The sequence below is a fragment of the Acidovorax sp. JHL-9 genome (assembly GCF_000426205.1).
Classification (GTDB): domain Bacteria; phylum Pseudomonadota; class Gammaproteobacteria; order Burkholderiales; family Burkholderiaceae_C; genus Acidovorax; species Acidovorax soli.
The window spans coordinates 111,378-127,853 of the sequence record NZ_AUEX01000002.1; the positions used below are offsets into that span (position 1 = coordinate 111,378).

Annotated in this window: 15 protein-coding genes; 9 read left to right on the top strand and 6 right to left on the bottom strand. The window is 68.5% G+C overall.

Annotated features, from left to right (window positions below):
- Positions 1-56 precede the first annotated feature (56 nt).
- The 5 genes from K225_RS0102140 to K225_RS20200 form a co-directional block, all read right to left on the bottom strand.
- Positions 57-1,265 (bottom strand): acetyl-CoA C-acetyltransferase, encoded by a 1,209-nt coding sequence (locus tag K225_RS0102140; RefSeq protein ID WP_026434872.1) that lies wholly within the window; start codon positions 1,263-1,265, stop codon positions 57-59.
- A gap of 76 nt (positions 1,266-1,341) precedes the next feature.
- Positions 1,342-2,625 carry an acetyl-CoA hydrolase/transferase family protein gene (locus K225_RS0102145; protein WP_026434873.1) on the bottom strand — a complete coding sequence of 428 codons (1,284 nt, stop codon included), beginning with the start codon at positions 2,623-2,625 and terminating at the stop codon, positions 1,342-1,344.
- Positions 2,626-2,767: 142 nt separating this feature from the next.
- Positions 2,768-3,562 (bottom strand): enoyl-CoA hydratase/isomerase family protein, encoded by a 795-nt coding sequence (locus K225_RS0102150; RefSeq protein ID WP_026434874.1) that lies wholly within the window; start codon positions 3,560-3,562, stop codon positions 2,768-2,770.
- Positions 3,563-3,643: 81 nt separating this feature from the next.
- The gene (locus K225_RS0102155) at positions 3,644-4,537 is read right to left on the bottom strand and encodes a MaoC/PaaZ C-terminal domain-containing protein (RefSeq protein ID WP_026434875.1); all 894 of its coding nucleotides are present in this window, start codon (positions 4,535-4,537) and stop codon (positions 3,644-3,646) included.
- A 240-nt stretch (positions 4,538-4,777) separates the two neighbouring features.
- Positions 4,778-5,695, bottom strand: a complete 918-nt coding sequence (locus tag K225_RS20200; RefSeq protein WP_034711585.1) for an SDR family NAD(P)-dependent oxidoreductase — start codon at positions 5,693-5,695, stop codon at positions 4,778-4,780.
- 225 nt (positions 5,696-5,920) lie between these two features.
- Between K225_RS20200 and K225_RS0102170 the strand changes: the two genes are divergently transcribed.
- The 9 genes from K225_RS0102170 (at position 5,921) to K225_RS0102210 (ending at position 15,539) form a co-directional block, all read left to right on the top strand.
- Entirely contained in the window at positions 5,921-6,934 is a 1,014-nt protein-coding gene (locus K225_RS0102170) for a tripartite tricarboxylate transporter substrate binding protein (protein WP_026435016.1), read from the top strand.
- An 11-nt stretch (positions 6,935-6,945) separates the two neighbouring features.
- The gene (locus K225_RS0102175) at positions 6,946-7,827 is read left to right on the top strand and encodes a MaoC family dehydratase N-terminal domain-containing protein (protein WP_026434876.1); all 882 of its coding nucleotides are present in this window, start codon (positions 6,946-6,948) and stop codon (positions 7,825-7,827) included.
- Positions 7,828-7,874: 47 nt separating this feature from the next.
- On the top strand, positions 7,875-9,035 hold the full coding sequence (locus tag K225_RS0102180; protein WP_026434877.1) for an acyl-CoA dehydrogenase family protein: 1,161 nt from the start codon (positions 7,875-7,877) through the stop codon (positions 9,033-9,035).
- A 162-nt stretch (positions 9,036-9,197) separates the two neighbouring features.
- Complete coding sequence (locus K225_RS0102185) at positions 9,198-10,388, top strand: CaiB/BaiF CoA-transferase family protein (RefSeq protein ID WP_026434878.1); 1,191 nt, start codon at positions 9,198-9,200, stop codon at positions 10,386-10,388.
- 49 nt (positions 10,389-10,437) lie between these two features.
- Positions 10,438-11,805 carry an MmgE/PrpD family protein gene (locus K225_RS0102190; protein ID WP_026434879.1) on the top strand — a complete coding sequence of 456 codons (1,368 nt, stop codon included), beginning with the start codon at positions 10,438-10,440 and terminating at the stop codon, positions 11,803-11,805.
- An 88-nt stretch (positions 11,806-11,893) separates the two neighbouring features.
- Entirely contained in the window at positions 11,894-12,907 is a 1,014-nt protein-coding gene (locus K225_RS0102195; RefSeq protein WP_026434880.1) for a tripartite tricarboxylate transporter substrate binding protein BugD, read from the top strand.
- A 67-nt stretch (positions 12,908-12,974) separates the two neighbouring features.
- Positions 12,975-13,352 carry a VOC family protein gene (locus K225_RS0102200; protein ID WP_026434881.1) on the top strand — a complete coding sequence of 126 codons (378 nt, stop codon included), beginning with the start codon at positions 12,975-12,977 and terminating at the stop codon, positions 13,350-13,352.
- Between the two features lie 12 nt (positions 13,353-13,364).
- Entirely contained in the window at positions 13,365-14,234 is an 870-nt protein-coding gene (locus K225_RS0102205) for a CoA ester lyase (protein WP_026434882.1), read from the top strand.
- Between the two features lie 84 nt (positions 14,235-14,318).
- Positions 14,319-15,539: a nitrate/nitrite transporter gene (locus tag K225_RS0102210; protein ID WP_026434883.1), complete on the top strand. Its 1,221-nt coding sequence runs from the start codon at positions 14,319-14,321 to the stop codon at positions 15,537-15,539.
- Positions 15,540-15,583: 44 nt separating this feature from the next.
- On the opposite strand, the gene K225_RS0102215 is transcribed toward K225_RS0102210, so the two are convergent.
- Positions 15,584-16,369 carry an IclR family transcriptional regulator C-terminal domain-containing protein gene (locus K225_RS0102215; RefSeq protein ID WP_026434884.1) on the bottom strand — a complete coding sequence of 262 codons (786 nt, stop codon included), beginning with the start codon at positions 16,367-16,369 and terminating at the stop codon, positions 15,584-15,586.
- Positions 16,370-16,476 lie beyond the last annotated feature (107 nt).

Genomic DNA, 16,476 nt, shown 5'->3' on the forward strand with positions numbered 1-16,476 from the left:
TTTTGCCTAAGCCGGGGTTCGGGTCTGCTTAGCGAGGGTTTTCCCTCGCGGCACCGTCACATCCGTTCAAACACTGCAGCAATGCCCTGGCCGCCGCCAATGCACATGGTTTCCAGGCCATAGCGGCCCTTGCGGCGCTGCAGCTCGTGCAGCAGGGTTGCCAGGATGCGCACGCCGGTGGCGCCGATGGGGTGGCCCAGCGAGATGCCCGAGCCGTTGACGTTGAGCTTGTGGGCGATGGCGTCCTGGTCCTGCCAGTTCCAGCCTTTGAGCACGGACAGCACCTGGCAGGCAAAGGCCTCGTTCAGCTCCACCAGGTCCATGTCGTCGATCTTCAGGCCCAGGCGCGCCAGCAGCTTTTGCGTGGCGGGCACCGGGCCTATGCCCATGTGCGATGGCTCGCAGCCCGCAGCGGCCCAACCCACCAGCGTGGCCATGGGCGTGAGGCCCAGCTCGGCCAGCTTGTCCTCGGCCACGATCAGGCAGGCGGCGCTGGCGTCGTTTTGCTGGCTGGCGTTGCCGGCCGTGACGGTGCCGCCCGGCATCAGCACGCGCAGCTTGGCCATGCTCTCCAGCGTGGCGTCGGCGCGAAAGCCCTCATCGCGCGAGAACAGCAGGGGATCGCCCTTGCGCTGGGGCACTTTGACGGGAATGACCTCGTCAGCGAAACGGCCGGCTTCCCAGGCCGCGGCGGCCTTCTGGTGGCTGCGCACGGCGAAGGCGTCGGCCTCGTCGCGGGTGATGCCGTAGTCGCGCGCCAGGTTCTCGGCGGTTTCGATCATTCCGCTGATCTTGCCGAAGCGCTCCACCGGCTGCGAGCGTTCGCGGCCGCGGTCCAGGCGGTCGAAAAAGCGCACATTGCCCGAGCGTGCGCCCCAGCGCATGTCGGTGCTGTAGTACTCGATGTTGCTCATGCTCTCCACGCCGCCGGCGATCACCACGTCGGCGGCGCCGCTCTGCACCATCATCGAAGCGGTGACGATGGCCTGCAGGCCGCCGCCGCAACGGCGATCCAGCTGCATGCCGGGCACCGACACCGGCAGCCCCGCCTGCAGCGCGGCCCAGCGGCCTACGCAGGGCACCTCGCTGTTGGCGTACGACTGGGCCATGACCACGTCGTCGATGCGTGCGGGGTCGATGCCGCTCCTCTCGACCACGGCGCGCACCGTGGTGGCGGCCAGCTCTTCAACGGGCACGGGGCGCAAGCTGCCGCCAAAAGTGCCGACGGGGGTGCGAACAGGGGTGACGATGGCGGCTCTGCGCATGGTTTTCTCCTAAAAATGGAACCAGAAGTTTGAGTAAAAAGTGCTCTAGTGCTTGTTCAGCTTGTGCTGGCAGCTACTATTTTTGATAAAAAACCGCGCCACAGCGGCGCAGCAGCTCGTGGGCCTGGCGCTCCAGGTCCTCGCGGTGTTCGGGCGCGGCAATATCGATCAGCCGGCGCACGCGGCGCGACAGCGTCTGGCCGCGCAGGTCGGCCACGCCATGCTCGGTGACGATCAGGCCCGCGTCGCTGCGCGGCGTGCTGACCGGGCCGGCCAGCTGCGCCACGATGCGCGTCCTGCCCTTGGCCGTGGCGGGCAGCGCCACGATGGGCAGGCCGCCTTTGCTGCGGGCCGCGCCGCGCAAGAAATCGACCGCGCCCCCCACGGCGCCCACATACACGCCCGCTGCCACCTCGGCGTTGATCTGGCCGGTCAGGTCCACCTCGATGGCCGCGTTGATGGCAGCCAGCTGGTGGCTGGCGGCCAGCACCTCGGGGTCGTGCGTGTAGTCGGTGCCGCGCAGTTGCAGTGCCGGGTTGCGGTGCGCCCAGCGGCGCACCTTCTCGCTGCCCATCAGGATGCCGCCAATGCCCACGCCGGTGTCCAGGCTCTTACGGGCATTGGTCAGCACGCCGGCCTCGGCCAGGGCGGCAATGCCGTCGCCCACCGCCCCGCTGTGCAGGCCCAGGTCGCGGTGGCCGTGCAGCGCGGCCAGCACGGCCTCGGGCAGGTTGCCTATGCCCAGCTGCAGCGTGGAGCCGTCCTCGATCAGCCCGGCGATGTGGCGCGCAATGGCCTGCTCGGCCGGGCCGGGCGCGGCGCGGCTTTGCTCCAGCGGCGGGTGCTGTGCGTCAATCAGCAACGCAAAGTCGCTGGCCTGCAGGTGCACGCTGCCATGTGTCCAGGGAATGGCGGGGTTGACCTCGGCGATCACCACGCGCGCCTGTTCCAGCGCCGCGGGCAGGTATTCGTGCACCAGGCCCAGGCTGTGGCGGCCCTGTTCGTCGGGTGGCGAGACCTGCAGCAGCACCACATCGGCGGGCAGCACGCCCGCGCGGATCAGGCCCGGCAGGTGCGAGTAGTGGCTGGGCAGGATGTCGAGCACGCTCGCGTTGGCCAGGTGGCGGTGCGGACCGCCTGCTGCGTAGCCAAAGAAATCGATGGTGTCGGCCTGTTCCGGTTGCAGCGTGTCCGAAGCGCCAATGCCCACGAACACGCGCAACCGCCCGCCCTGCGCCAGCGCGTGGCGGTGTGCGGTCACGGCGCGCGTGAGCGTGAGCGGCTCGGCCGTGGCCTGGCCCCACCACAAGGTGTCGCCGGGGCGGATCAGGGCCTGCAGTTGCTGGGCCAACAGGCTCATGTCCGTTCTCCGCGATGTTGCGCAGCACCCGCGCCGCATGACACTGGCGCGACCCAGGCGAGGGCCGCCGTGCAAGGGCCGCCCCGCCGCACGGGCGGCGTCCCCCTGGGGGGATGGCGCCGCAGGCGACTCAGGGGGGCAGTCATTTTTTATCCCAGTCAAAGCGCAGTGGCTGCTTGTCTTTGAAGCGCCGCACCGCTTCCTGGTGGTAATCGGAGCCACGGCACAGGGACTGGGCGTAGGACTCCAGCTCCGCCATGGCGTGGGCATCGAGCTCGAAGGACTGGTTCATCACGGTCTTGGCGATGCCGATGGCGGCGGTGGACGCCTCGCCAAAGCGGCGCGCCAGCGCCTGTGCGGCCTCGGTCAGCGCGGCGGCGTCTTCCACGATGTCGAACACCATGCCCAGTTGCCTGGCCTCCTGCGCATCGACGGTGCGGGCGGTGAAGACCAGCTCCTTGGCCCGCTGCTGGCCCACGATGCGCGGTAGCAGGCGCATCACGCCCAGGTCGGGCACCAGGCCGATGCGCCCGAACACGGCGCAGAACTTGGCGCGGCGTGTGGCCAGCACGAAGTCGGCCGCCAGCGCCAGGCCCAGCCCCGCGCCAAAGGCCGGGCCATCGACTGCGGCGATGACGGGCTTTTCCAGGTTCGCGAGTTCGGGGAACCACTGGTGCAGCTCGCGCATGCCTTTGCGAAACGTCAGGCCCGTGCGGCTGCTGTCCTGCATGGCCGAGATGTCGCCGCCCGAGCAGAAGGCGCCGCCTGCGCCGGTGAGGATGACGGCATGCACCGCCGGGTCGTCGCGCATCTGCGCAATGGCAGCCGCCAGGGCGGGGCGCATGGCCTGGCTCAGGGCGTTGCGCGCCTCGGGGCGGTTGAGGGTGATGGTGCCGATGCCGTTCTGCACGAAGGTCAACACGGGGGATGCGCTCATGGCGTGCTCCAGAAGATATTGAGGATCAAGATGGGCCATGGCGCTTGTCCATCCAGCGCCAGCAGCGCACTTTGGGATGGTTCAGACCAGCTCGGCGTAGCCGTGGCTCAGCACCACGAGGTCGCGCTCGGTCACGCGGGCGCGCAGCTGGAACTGCCTTGGCTGGCCGGGCAGGCTCCAGATCTCGGTGACCAGCGTTTCGCCTGGATAGACCGGCGAGGCAAAGCGGATGTCCAGCGCCTTCAGGCGCGCCGGGTCGCCGCCCGCGCACTGGCGCAAGAGCGCATGGGCCACCAGGCCGTAGCTGGCCAGGCCGTGCAGGATGGGGCGCGCAAAGCCCGCCTTGGTGGCCACGGCCGGGTCGGCGTGCAGCGGGTTGTAGTCGCCCATCAGGCGGTACAGCAGCGCCGCCTCGGGCCGGATGGCCTGGGTGTCGCTGAAGTCGGGCGCGCGGTCAGCCGGCGTGGGCTGCAGCGCGGGCAGCGGCGCGTCGCTGGGCTGGCCGCCGCGCTGCTGGCTGTAGCCGCCGTCGCCGCGCAGAAAGGTCACCTGCTGCAGCGTGGCCAGCAGCTCGCCGGCCTGGGTTTCCAGGCGCCGCTCGGTGATCAGGATGGCGCCCTTGCCCTCGCCCTTGTCGATCAGGTGCGTGATGCAGCTCTTGCCCACCACCTCGCAGTCTGCCGGCAGCGGCTGGTGCCAGCGCACGCGCTGCTCGCCGTGCAGCAGCTTCACCCAGTCGATGCCGGTGTCGGCCTCGCGCGCCCAGAAGCCGGGGTAGCCCAGCACCACGGCCTGCGTCGGCAGGGCGCGCAGGCCGCCGGCCAGACCCTCATAGACAAACGGCAGGGCCGCAGCATCGAGCGGGTCATTGCCCAGGCCCAGGCTGAGCGCATACAGCATGGTGTCGCGCTCGGTGTAGTGCTGGTGCACGGGCGCGAAGGCCCGGTTCTTCAGGTGGTGGTAGTCAATAGCCATCTCAGTCGTCCATCACGTTGTGTATCGTCCGCGCACCATGCAACTGGCGCTACCCAAGCCAGGGCAGCCGAGCAAGGGCCGCCTCGCAGCGAGGGCTGCGTCCCCCTTCCCGGCGCAGCCGAGAGAAGGGGCTGAGGGGCGCGGCTCCGAGCCTGCCTGCGCAGGCTTGGACGTCCCCGAAGAGCTGCCGCTTCTGGCGGCTGCACCGAGGCGCGAAGCGCCTCAGGGGGTTGTCCCTGTTTACACGGGGTCCCAGCTGAACACGTCGGCCGAGCGGTCCATCGGCACGAACGAGGCCTTGAGCGCCGGCATGCCGTGCTCGGCGATGAACTCGGGCGTCCAGCCCTCGCTGCGGTGCACCGAACGCAGGGGGCGCGGCTGGCTCATCAGGAAGATCTCGTTGTTGCGCACGGCAAAGACCTGGGCGTTCACGTCCTTGGCCTGGTCGGACAGCAGGTACACGGCCAGCGGCGCGATCTTGTTGGGCGTCATCTGCTGGATCTTGGCCACGCGCGCCTGCTGTTCGGGCGTGTCGGTGGGAATCGACCCGATCATGCGGCTCCAGGCAAAGGGCGCGATGCAGTTGGAGCGCACGTTGAATTTCTGCATGTCCAGCGCAATGGACTTGGACAGTGCCGTCAGCCCCAGCTTGGCGGCGCTGTAGTTGGCCTGGCCCAGGTTGCCGATCAGGCCCGAGGTGGAGGTCATGTGCACGAAGGCGCCGCTTTCCTGCTCCTTGAAGTGGTTGGCGGCCGCGCGTGCCATGTAGTAGCTGCCGTACAGGTGCACCTTGATCACGGCGTCCCATTCGTCCAGGCTCATCTTGTGAAAGAACCGGTCGCGCAGGATGCCCGCGTTGTTGACCACGCCGTCGATGCGGCCGAAGTGGTCCAGCGCGCACTGCACGATGCGGCCGGCGGCTGCGGCGTCGGCCACGCTGTCCATGTTGGCCACGGCCTGGCCGCCGGCGGCCTTGATCTCGTCGACCACCTTCTGCGCGGGGCCGGCATCGGTGCCCTCACCCGTCGTGGAGGTGCCGATGTCATTCACCACCACCTTGGCGCCTGCCGCAGCCAGCGCCAGCGCCATGTCGCGCCCGATGCCGCCGCCCGCACCCGTCACCACCACTACTTTGTCTTGCACCATTTTTTGCGCCATGTTCGTTGTCCTTCGGTTTGTGTTGTCGATCAGCGCTGGAGCATGACCCCAAAGCCGCGGCAGCGCCATTCGGCAATCGCTAGGCGGGGCTTTGGCTGCATGAAAGCGTCGCCGAGGGCTTCATGGGCACGGAAGGCACGCTTTCACAAACGTGGATTGCACGGACCGGCAGCAGCGGCGAGCATCGGACCCTATTGCTTCTACAAGTATCTGGAACCACGCCGCATGCATCGTCCCTTCCTGTCCATCCTCACCCGCCGCAGCCTGTGCGCCGGCGCCGCCCTGGGCTGGGCCCTGGGCAGCGCGCCTGCAGCCTTTGCCCAGGCGAACTACCCGAGCCGCCCCATCATGATGGTGGTGCCCCAGGCCGCCGGTGGCACCAATGACATCGTGGGCCGCGTGGTGGCCCAGAAGCTGGCGGAAAAGCTCGGCGGCAGCGCCGTGGTGGAGAACAAGCCCGGTGCGGGGGGCAACATAGGCACGCAGGCCGTGGCCAAGGCGCCCAAGGACGGCTACACACTGCTCATGACCATCAGCAGCAGCCAGGCCATCAACCCCGCCCTGTACAAGGCGCCGGGGTTCGACCCTGTGGCCGACTTCCAGCCCATCAGCCTGGTGGGCGCCGTGCCCAATGTGCTGCTGGCCCACCCCTCGTTCCCCGCCAAGACCGTGCCCGAGCTGCTGGCGCTGGCCAAGTCCAAGCCCGGCCAGCTGCAATACGCCTCGGCCGGCAACGGCACGCTCAACCACCTGCTGGGCGAGATGCTGAACCAGATGTCCGGCGTCGAACTGCAGCATGTGCCCTACAAGGGCGTGGCGCCGGCGCTCAACGATGTGCTGGGCGGCCAGCTGCCCCTGTTGTTCGGCAGCCTGCCCTCCACGCTGGCGCACATCAAGTCGGGCAAGCTGCGCGCGCTGGCCGTGAGCAGCCCCCAGCGCTCGCCCGTGCTGCCCGACGTGCCCGCCCTGGGCGAGTTCGTTCCCGGCTACAGCGGCACGCTGTGGATAGGCCTGTTCGCGCCTGCCGGCGTGCCCAAGGAGGTGATGGATCGCCTGCAGGACGGCATGCGCCAGGCCATGGCCGACAAGGACATGCGCGACAAGCTCGAAGCACAGGGCGTGGAGCTGGCCGGCACGGCCACGAAACCCGTCACGCCCGACGAGTTCGCCGCCCTGCTCAAGCAGGACATTGCCAAGTGGGCGCGCATCGTGAAGACCTCGGGCGCCACCATCAACTGAGTGACTGGAACATGAGCAACACCCTAGACACCGCCGCGCTCGCCCACCTGCAGACCTGGCAGGGCCAAAGCGAGACCCTGAGCGACAGCCTCACGGCCATGCCCGTGGCCGCCCTGTCGGCCACGCTGGACCGCGACGACCCCGCGCCCGCCCTGGGCACCGTGGTGCCGCCGCTGTGGCACTGGCTGTACTTCCTGCCGCACGCGCGCGCCAGCGAGATCGGCCCCGACGGCCACCCCAAGCGCGGCGGCTTTCTGCCGCCCGTGCCGCTGCCGCGCCGCATGTGGGCCGGCGGGCGCCTGCGCTGGGAGGCCGCCAACCCGTTGCGCGTGGGCCAGGAGGTGCAGCGCACATCCACCATCCAGTCCGTCAAGCACAAGGCGGGGCGCTCGGGCGAGCTGCTGTTCGTGCTGGTGGAGCACCAGTTCCACAACGCGCGGGGCCTGGCGCTGACGGAGGAGCACGACATCGTTTACCGCTCGGCGGCGCAGCCCGGCGACCCGGCGCCCACGCCGCAAAAGCCACCGCTGGACGGCCAGGCCGCCTGGTCGCGCACCATCGTGCCCGATGACGTGCTGCTGTTCCGCTACTCGGCGCTCACCTTCAACGGCCACCGCATCCACTACGACCGCAAGTACGTGACCGAGGTGGAAGGCTACCCCGGCCTGATCGTGCACGGCCCGCTGATCGCCACGCTGCTGCTGGACCTGCTGCGCCGCAGCCTGCCCGGCGCGCAGGTGGCCACGTTCGACTTCCGTGCCGTGCGACCCACCTTCGACCTGCACCCGTTCAGCGTGCACGGCAAGGCATCAAACGATGGCAAGACTGTGGAGCTGTGGGCCCAGGACCACGAGGGCTGGCTGACCATGCAAGGCACAGCCACGTTGTTTTGAACCGCTGAACCAGCCGATTCCTTCTTTTTTATAGATACCCCACCGCCATGATCCACCAGCCCGACCAGTACCAAGAAATCCGCGACGCCGTGCGCGCCCTCTGTGCCCAGTTCCCCGACGAATACTTTCGCAAGGTCGATGAGGTCCGCGGCTACCCCGAGGAGTTTGTCGATGCCCTGACCAAGGCCGGCTGGATGGCCGCGCTGATCCCGCAGGAATACGGCGGCTCGGGCCTGACCATGGCCGAGGCCTCGGTGATCATGGAAGAGATCAACCGCAGCGGCGGCAACTCTGGCGCCTGCCACGGCCAGATGTACGTGATGAACGCCATCGTGCGCAGCGGCTCGCAGGCGCAAAAAGAAAAGTACCTGCCCCAGATTGCCTCGGGCGCGCTGCGCATCCAGTCCATGGGCGTGACCGAGCCCACCACCGGCAGCGACACCACCAAACTCAAGACCAGCGCCGTCAGGAAGGATGGCCGCTGGGTCATCAATGGCCAGAAGGTCTGGATCTCGCGCATCCAGCACAGCGATCTGATGATCCTGCTGGCGCGCACCACGCCCGCCGATCAGGTGAAAAAGCGCTCCGATGGCCTGTCGTGCTTCCTGATCGACCTGCACCAGGCGATTGGCAACGGCCTCACCGTGCGCCCCATCCTGAACATGGTCAACCACGAGACCAACGAGCTGTTTTTCGACAACCTCGAAATCCCCGAGGACGCGCTGCTGGGCGAAGAAGGCAAGGGCTTCAAGACCCTGCTGGACGGCCTGAACGCCGAGCGCACCCTGATTGCCGCCGAATGCATTGGCGATGGCTACTGGTTCATCGACCGCGCCACCAAATACGCCAAGGAACGCGTGGTGTTCAACCGCCCCATCGGCCAGAACCAGGGCGTGCAGTTCCCGATTGCCGATGCCTTCATCGAGCTGGAAGCCGCCAACCTGATGCGCTGGAAGGCCTGCGAGAAGATCGACGCCCACCAGAACGCGGGTGCCGAGGCCAACATGGCCAAGCACCTGGCCGCCAAGGCCAGCTGGGAAGCGGCCAACGTCTGCCTGCAGACCCACGGCGGCTTTGGTTTTGCCTGCGAATACGACATCGAGCGCAAATTCCGCGAGACACGCCTGTACCAGGTGGCGCCGATTTCGACCAACATGATCTACAGCTACGTGGCCGAGCACATCCTGGGCCTGCCCCGTTCTTTCTGAAATGAAGCGCCCCCTGAGTCGCTGCGCGCCTTCCCCCTCTCTCGCTTCGCGGGAGGGTGACGACACCCTCGGTGCGGGGCGGCCCTTCCTCGGTGTCCCTGGGGTGGGAGCGCGCCAGTTGCAAGCGCCGCTCACCGAGCTTTTGCAGGGAAAGACTGATCCATGAATACACCCCTTCGCCCCCTCGACGGCATCACCGTCGTCTCGCTCGAACACGCGGTGGCCGCGCCGTTCTGCACACGCCAGCTGGCCGACCTGGGCGCGCGCGTCATCAAGGTGGAGCGCCCCGGCAGCGGCGACTTCGCGCGCGGCTACGACCAGCGTGTGAAGGGCCAGTCCTCGCACTTCACCTGGCTCAACCGCAACAAGGAAAGCCTGGCGCTGGACGTGAAGCAGCCGCAGGCCAAGGCCGCGCTGCTGCAGCTCTTGAAGACCGCCGACGTGTTGGTGCAGAACCTGGCGCCCGGCGCGGCCGCGCGCATGGGGCTGTCGTACGAAGCCCTGAAGGCGCACAACCCCCAACTGATCGTGTGCGACATCAGCGGCTACGGCGTCGACGGCCCGTACCGCGACAAGAAGGCCTACGACCTGCTGATCCAGAGCGAGGCGGGGTTTCTGTCCGTCACCGGCACACCCGAGGTGCCCAGCAAGTCCGGCATCTCGGTAGCCGACATCGCTGCCGGCATGTATGCCTACACCAACATCCTGTCGGCCCTGCTGCTGCGCGGCAGGACGGGCGAGGGCAGCCAGATCGACGTGTCCATGCTCGAAGCCATGGGCGAATGGATGGGCTACCCGATGTACTACGCCTACGACGGCGCGCCGCCGCCACCGCGCACCGGCGCATCGCACGCCAGCATCTACCCCTACGGCCCGTTTGTGGCCGGCGACGGCAAGACCGTGATGCTGGGCCTGCAGAACGAGCGCGAGTGGAAAGCCTTTTGCGACACCGTGCTGCAGCACCCCGAGGTGGCCACCGACCCGCGCTTCTGTTCCAACGCCCAGCGCAACGCCAATCGCGAAGCCCTGCAGGCGCTGATCCTGCAGGTATTTGCCAACCTCACGGCCGCGCAGGTGGTCGAGCGCCTGGAGCTGGCCGGCATTGCCAACGCCCGCGTGAACGACATGGCCGACCTGTGGGCCCACCCGCAACTGGCCGCGCGCCAGCGCTGGCGCACCGTGGGCACGCCCGCGGGCGAGGTGCCCGCCCTGCTGCCGCCGGGCGTGAACAGCGCGTTCGATTACCGCATGGATGCCGTGCCCGCCGTGGGCCAGCACAACGCCGCCATCCTGGCCGCACTGGGCTGGAGCGCCGAGCAGATCGACGCGCTGCAGGTCCCGCAAGCCATTTGAATAAAAAACACAGCTGGCAGCGCTTATTCCACCTACCTTGGAGCCCCAAATGAAGCAAGAAACCCAAGCCACCATCCACCCCCTGGCGCAGTTTGCCGCCACCCTGCAATGGAGCGACGTGCCCGCGCCCGTGCAGCGCCGCGCCGAAGACCTGTGGGTGGACTGGTTCGGCTCGGTGCTGGCCGGCTGCAAGGCGCGGCCCGTGGCCAGCATCACGCGCTTTGCGCTGTCGCAGGGCCCGGCACAAGGCCCGGCCGAGGTGATCGGCCATGGCGGCGTTACCAGCAGCCCCATGATGGCCGCGCTGGCCAACGCCGCTGCCAGCCATGTGGCCGAGCAGGACGATGTGCACAACGGTTCGGTGTTCCACCCGGCGGCCGTGGTCTTTCCGCCCGCGCTGGCCGTGGCGCAGCAGATCGGCGCCAGCGGCGCGCAGCTGATGGCGGCCTGCGTGGCGGGTTACGAGGTCGGCATCCGCGTGGGCGAGTTCCTGGGCCGCAGCCACTACAAGATTTTTCATACCACGGCCACGGCCGGCACGCTGGCGGCGGCCGCCGCCGTGGGGCGACTGCTGGAGCTCACGCCCGCGCAGATGCAGCACGCCTTCGGCTCGGCCGGCACGCAGTCGGCGGGGCTGTGGGAATTCTTGCGCACCGCGGCCGACAGCAAGCAGCTGCACACCGCGCACGCCGCCTCTGCGGGGCTGATGGCCGCCTTCCTGGCCAAGGACGGCTTCACCGGCGCGCAGGACATCTTCACCGGGCCGCAGGGCCTGGCTGCGGGCATGTCCACCGACGCCAACCCGGCCAAGCTCACCGAGGGACTGGGCACCCGCTGGGCCACGGCCGAGACATCGTTCAAGTGGCATGCCTCGTGCCGCCACACGCACCCCGCCGCCGACGCGCTGCAGCAGGTGATGCGCGAGCATGGCCTGGCGCCCGCCGACATCGCGCAGGTCACCTGCCATGTGCACCAGGGTGCCATCGACGTGCTCGGGCCGGTGGTCTCGCCCACCACGGTGCACCAGAGCAAGTTTTCCATGGGCACCGTGCTGGCATTGGCCGCGCGCTTTGGCCATGCGGGTTTGACCGAATTCGACGCGCAGTTCCTGGCACCGGATACTGTGGCCCTGCGCGAGAAGGTGCGCATGGAGCTGGACCCCGAGGTGGATGCCGCCTACCCGCAGCGCTGGATTGGCAAGGTCACCGTGCAGACGACGGATGGCCGCCAGCTGGCCGGCCGCGTGGAAGAGCCCAAGGGCGACCCCGGCAACACCCTCTCGCGTGCAGAGCTCACCGCCAAGGCGCTGCGCCTGGCAGCCTATGGTGGTGCGGTATCTGCCGCGCAGGCCGAGGCCGCCGTGCAGCGCCTGTGGCGGGTGCAGGAGTGGCCGCGCACGGAGCACCTGCTGGGCTGACCTCCGGGACACGGCAACCGCCGCGGCCCACGACCCCCAAGGGGCGCAGCAGACGCCCCGTTCACCACCATCCACAAGGAGACATTGCATGACTGCACGCTTTACCCTGATTTCCCGACGCACCCTCGCCGGCTCCGTTGCGGGCGCCTGCGCGGCACTCGCCCTGGGCCTGAGCGGCAACGCCCTGGCCAGCACCTGGCCCGAAAAGACCGTCACCCTGGTCGTGCCCTACAGCGCGGGGGGCCCCACCGACGTGGTGGCGCGCCTGCTGGCCGTGCCCATGGGCCAGTCGCTGGGCCAGACGGTGGTGGTGGAAAACACCGTGGGCGCGGGCGGCACGCTGGCGCCCGCGCGCATCGTCCGCTCCAAGCCCGACGGCTACACCATCCTGATCCACCACATGGGCATGGCCACGGCCCCGGCGCTGTACAAGAAGCTGCCCTACGACCCGCTCAAGGACTTCGAGTACATCGGCCAGGTGCTGGATGTGCCCATGACGCTGCTGTCGCGCAAGGACTTTCCTGCGAACAACTTCCAGGAGCTGCAGGACTACGTCAAGAAGAACCAGGACAAGGTATCGCTGGCCAACGCGGGCATTGGTGCCGTGTCGCAGCTGTGCGGCATGCTGCTCATGCACCAGCTGGGCGTGAAGCTGACCACCGTCCCCTACAAGGGCGCCGGCCCGGCCATGAACGACCTGATGGGCGGCCAGGTGGACCTGCTGTGCGACCAGACCACGCAGACCGTGCCCGTGATTCAGGACGGCAAGCGCGCCAAGGTCTTCGGCGTGACCACGCCCAAGCGCCTGTCGTCCATGCCCAGCATTCCCACGCTCGATGAGCAGGGCCTCAAGGGCTTTGACGTGAAGGTGTGGCACGGCATGTATGCCCCCAAGGGCACGCCCAAGGACGTGATGGACAAGCTCAACAAGGCATTGAACGTGGCCATCAAGGACGAGAACGTGAAAAAGCGCATTGCCGAGCTGAGCTCTGACCTCGTCACGCCCGACAAGGCCACTCCCGAGGGCCTGCGCAAGCACCTGGAGGTCGAGGTGGCGCGCTGGGACAAGGTCATCAAGGCCGCGGGCGTGAGCGCCGAGTAAGCCGCGCTCCGCTGCCGGTCTGCACACCGCAGGCTGGGGCCTTTTCCCTATGAACCCAAGGCACCGCATGATCGACCGGCTCGACCACCTTGTTCTGACCACCGCCCACGAGGCGGATTGCGTGCACTTTTACTGCACCGTGCTGGGCATGGCGCTGCAGACCTTTGGCGAAGGCCGCAAGGCCTTCGTGTGCAATGGCCAGAAGATCAATCTGCACATCCAGGGCCGCGAGTTCGAACCCAAGGCCCGGCACCCCATGCCGGGCGCGCTGGACCTGTGCTTCATCGCCTCGGAGCCTTTGGCGCAGGTGCAGCAGCGCCTGGCCGAACATGGCGTTGCCATCGAGTGCGGTCCGGTGCCGCGCACCGGCGCGCGTGGCCCCATTGTCTCGGTCTATGTGCGCGACCCGGACCACAACCTGATCGAAATCTCCCAATACACCTGACCGCCCCCTGCAATGACTGACTCCGTGCGCAATGCCTGCTCCTTTCTGTTCGTTCCCGCCACCCAGCCGGATCGGTTGCCCAAGGCCCTGGCCAGCGGTGCCGACATCGTGATTGCCGACTGGGAGGACGCTGTCGCCCCCGCGGACAAGGAGCGTGCACGCGCGGCCCTGCTGGAGGCCGTGGCCGCGCTGACCGCCGCGCAGCGCGCGCGCCTGCTGGTGCGCCTCAACAGCGATGGTTCGCCCTGGTTTGCCGCCGACCTGGCCGCACTGGCGCAGCTCGCGGCGCAGGGCCTGGCCGGTGCCGTGGTGCCCAAGGCCGAAAGCGCGCCCACCCTGCAGGCCGTGGCCCAGGCTGCCGGGCCGGGTGCCATGCTGGTGCCGCTGGTCGAAAGCGTGGCCGGCCTGGCCGCTGCCGACGCCCTGGCTACCGCGCCGCAGGTGGCTCGGCTGGCCTTCGGGCACCTGGACTTCCAGGTGGACGCAGGCATGGCCTGCGCCGAAGACGAGCAGGAACTGCTGCCCGTGCGCATGGCCCTGGTGTTCGCCGCGCGCCGCGCAGGGCTGGCCGCCCCCATCGACGGCGTGACGGTGGACACGCGCAACCCCGAGCGCATGGCCCGCGACAGCGAGCGTGCACGCCGCATGGGCTTTGGCGGCAAGCTGTGCATCCACCCGGCGCAGGTGGCGGTGCTGCATGCCGCCTTCGACCCCGACGAGGCCGCCGTGGCCCACGCGCTGCGCGTGCAGCAGGCGCTGCAGCAGGCCGGTGGCGGCGTCTGCGTGCTGGACGGCCGCATGGTCGATGCGCCGGTGCTGGCGCAGGCCCGACACACCTTGCTGCGCCACGCGCGGGCCCGGCAGCGCCAGGCTGCCTGCTGAGCGCGTGTTCGCGACCACCAGGCCGGCGGGCGCGGCACGCGCCGGCACCATCACCGCCGTGTCCACACCACCTCTTTTTCCCCAATGAAACCGCCCCGTCCGCAACCGCTGTGGATCATGCTGATCACGCTGCTGTCGGGCTTTGCGCTCAGCCAGGCCTACCGCACCGTCACTGCCATCGTGGCCCAGGGGCTGCAGGCAGACTTCGGCCTGCCGGCCACGTCGCTGGGCACGTTCGCGGGCCTGTTCGGCCTGTCGTTCGGCGTGGCCCAGCTGCTCATGGGCATTGCGCTGGACCGCTATGGCATGCGCCGCACGGTACTCTGGGCCGCGCCGCTGAGCATCGCGGGAGCGGTGCTGTCGGCCCTGGCGCCCAGCCAGGGCTGGCTCATGGCCGGGCAGGTCCTGATCGGCATCGGCTGCTCGCCGGCATTCGTGGCCTGCACGCTGTTCATCGCGCGGCATTTCGCGGCCGACCGCTTTGCCTTCTTCTCGGGCATGAGCCTGGGCGTGGGCGGCCTGGGCCTGCTGTTCACCGGCACGCCGCTGGCCTGGGTGGTGCAGCATTGGGGATGGCGCACGGGCTTTGGGCTGCTGGCCGCAATGAGCGTGCTGTCCTGGCTGCTGATCTACGTCGTTGTGCACGAGCCCGCCGCCACCGACGCCGAGCACCGTCCGGCCAGTAGCTGGGGCGAGGCGTTGGCCGGCATGGGCCAGCTCTTCACCCTGCCCCACACCTGGGGCATCGTGATTCTGGGCATGTCGTGCTACGCGGCCTTCCTCTCGCTGCGCGGCCTGTGGCTGGGGCCGCTGCTGATCGACCGTTTCGGCTTCTCGCTGGTGGACAGCGGCAACGTGGCCCTGGTGCTGTCGCTGATCTCGCTGTTCACCCCGGCCGCCTTCGGGCGCATGGACCCCGGCCCGCAGCGGCGCCGCGCCTGGGTGTCCAACGCCTCGCTGCTGATGGCTACGCTGTTCGCCACCATGGCCTTCGTGCCCCACGCGGGCGCCACGGTGGCGCTGATGGTCGTGATGGGGCTGTTGTCGGGCTATGGCGTGCTGCAGTACACCGACGTGCGCTCGTCCTACCCGCCCGCGCTGACGGGGCGCGCCCTGTCGCTGTACACCATGGCCATGTTCCTCGGCGTGGGCTTCATGCAGTCGCTCACCGGCGCGGTGGCCGCTTGGGCCCAGGGCCAGGGTATGGAGCCCTACCGCGCGGTGCTGCTGGCGATTGCCGGCTGGCTGTCGTTGGCCTCGCTGGCGTTCAGGTTTCTGCCCGCTTCGCCCCTGTTACGGCGTTGAGCGGCAGCGTGCAGGCCAGCCCTGCACGGCGGTTGGCTCAGGGGTCACAGCACCGGCGCCAGGAAGCTCGGCGCCAAACCAGACAGTTGCTCGGCCGCGGAGCGCAGGGTAGGCAGTATCTCCCGCTCGGCGCGTGCGCGGTCGAAATCAGCCGTCAACAGACTCACGCCCAGCGCGGCCACCACCTTGCGGCGCTCATCGTAAACGGGCAGCGACAACCCGCTGACATGCGCGTCATATTCCCCCTCGACCCAGGCATAGCCTTGCTGGGCAATGAGTCCCAACGCATGGCGTAGCTCCGCCGGGTCCGTCTGCGTCTGCCCGGTGAGTGGGCGCAGTGCCGTCTGGCTGAAATACTGATCTTGGTAGTCGGCACTCTGATAGGCGAGCAATACGCGACCGGGTGCCGTGGCATAGGCCGGTAGCCGGCTGCCCATTCCCAGGTGCGGCGACATCACCCTGGTCGATGGAATGCGCAGCACGAACACCACCTCGTTGCCCTGCATCACGGCCAGCGCGCAGGACTCACGCAGCTGCAGGCAAACGGTTTCCAGCACCCGTTGGGCGTGTCCCCAAAAGGGCTGCGATGTCAGATAGGTCAAGCCCAGGCTGAGCACCTTGGGGGTGAGCCGAAAGCCCTTGTCGGGCGTCGGGCAGGCATAGCCCAGCTCGCACAGCGTCAACAGGATGCGCCGCGCCACGGTGCGTGGCAACTGCGTGTCCTGCGCGATCGAACTGACCGTGTGCGCCCCGGTGCGCCCCATGGCTTCGATCACGCGCAGCCCGCGTGCAAACGAGCGAACAAAACCCTCACTGTCTGGAGTGGCCATGGTGGTGTTTCTTTCTTTTCCTCAAGGAAGGTGTGCAGCGCAAGCATGGCGCATTTGCTGCGATCTGAGAGAGGGGGTTCATGGGAAACGAAGCCCTCAGAGGCTGA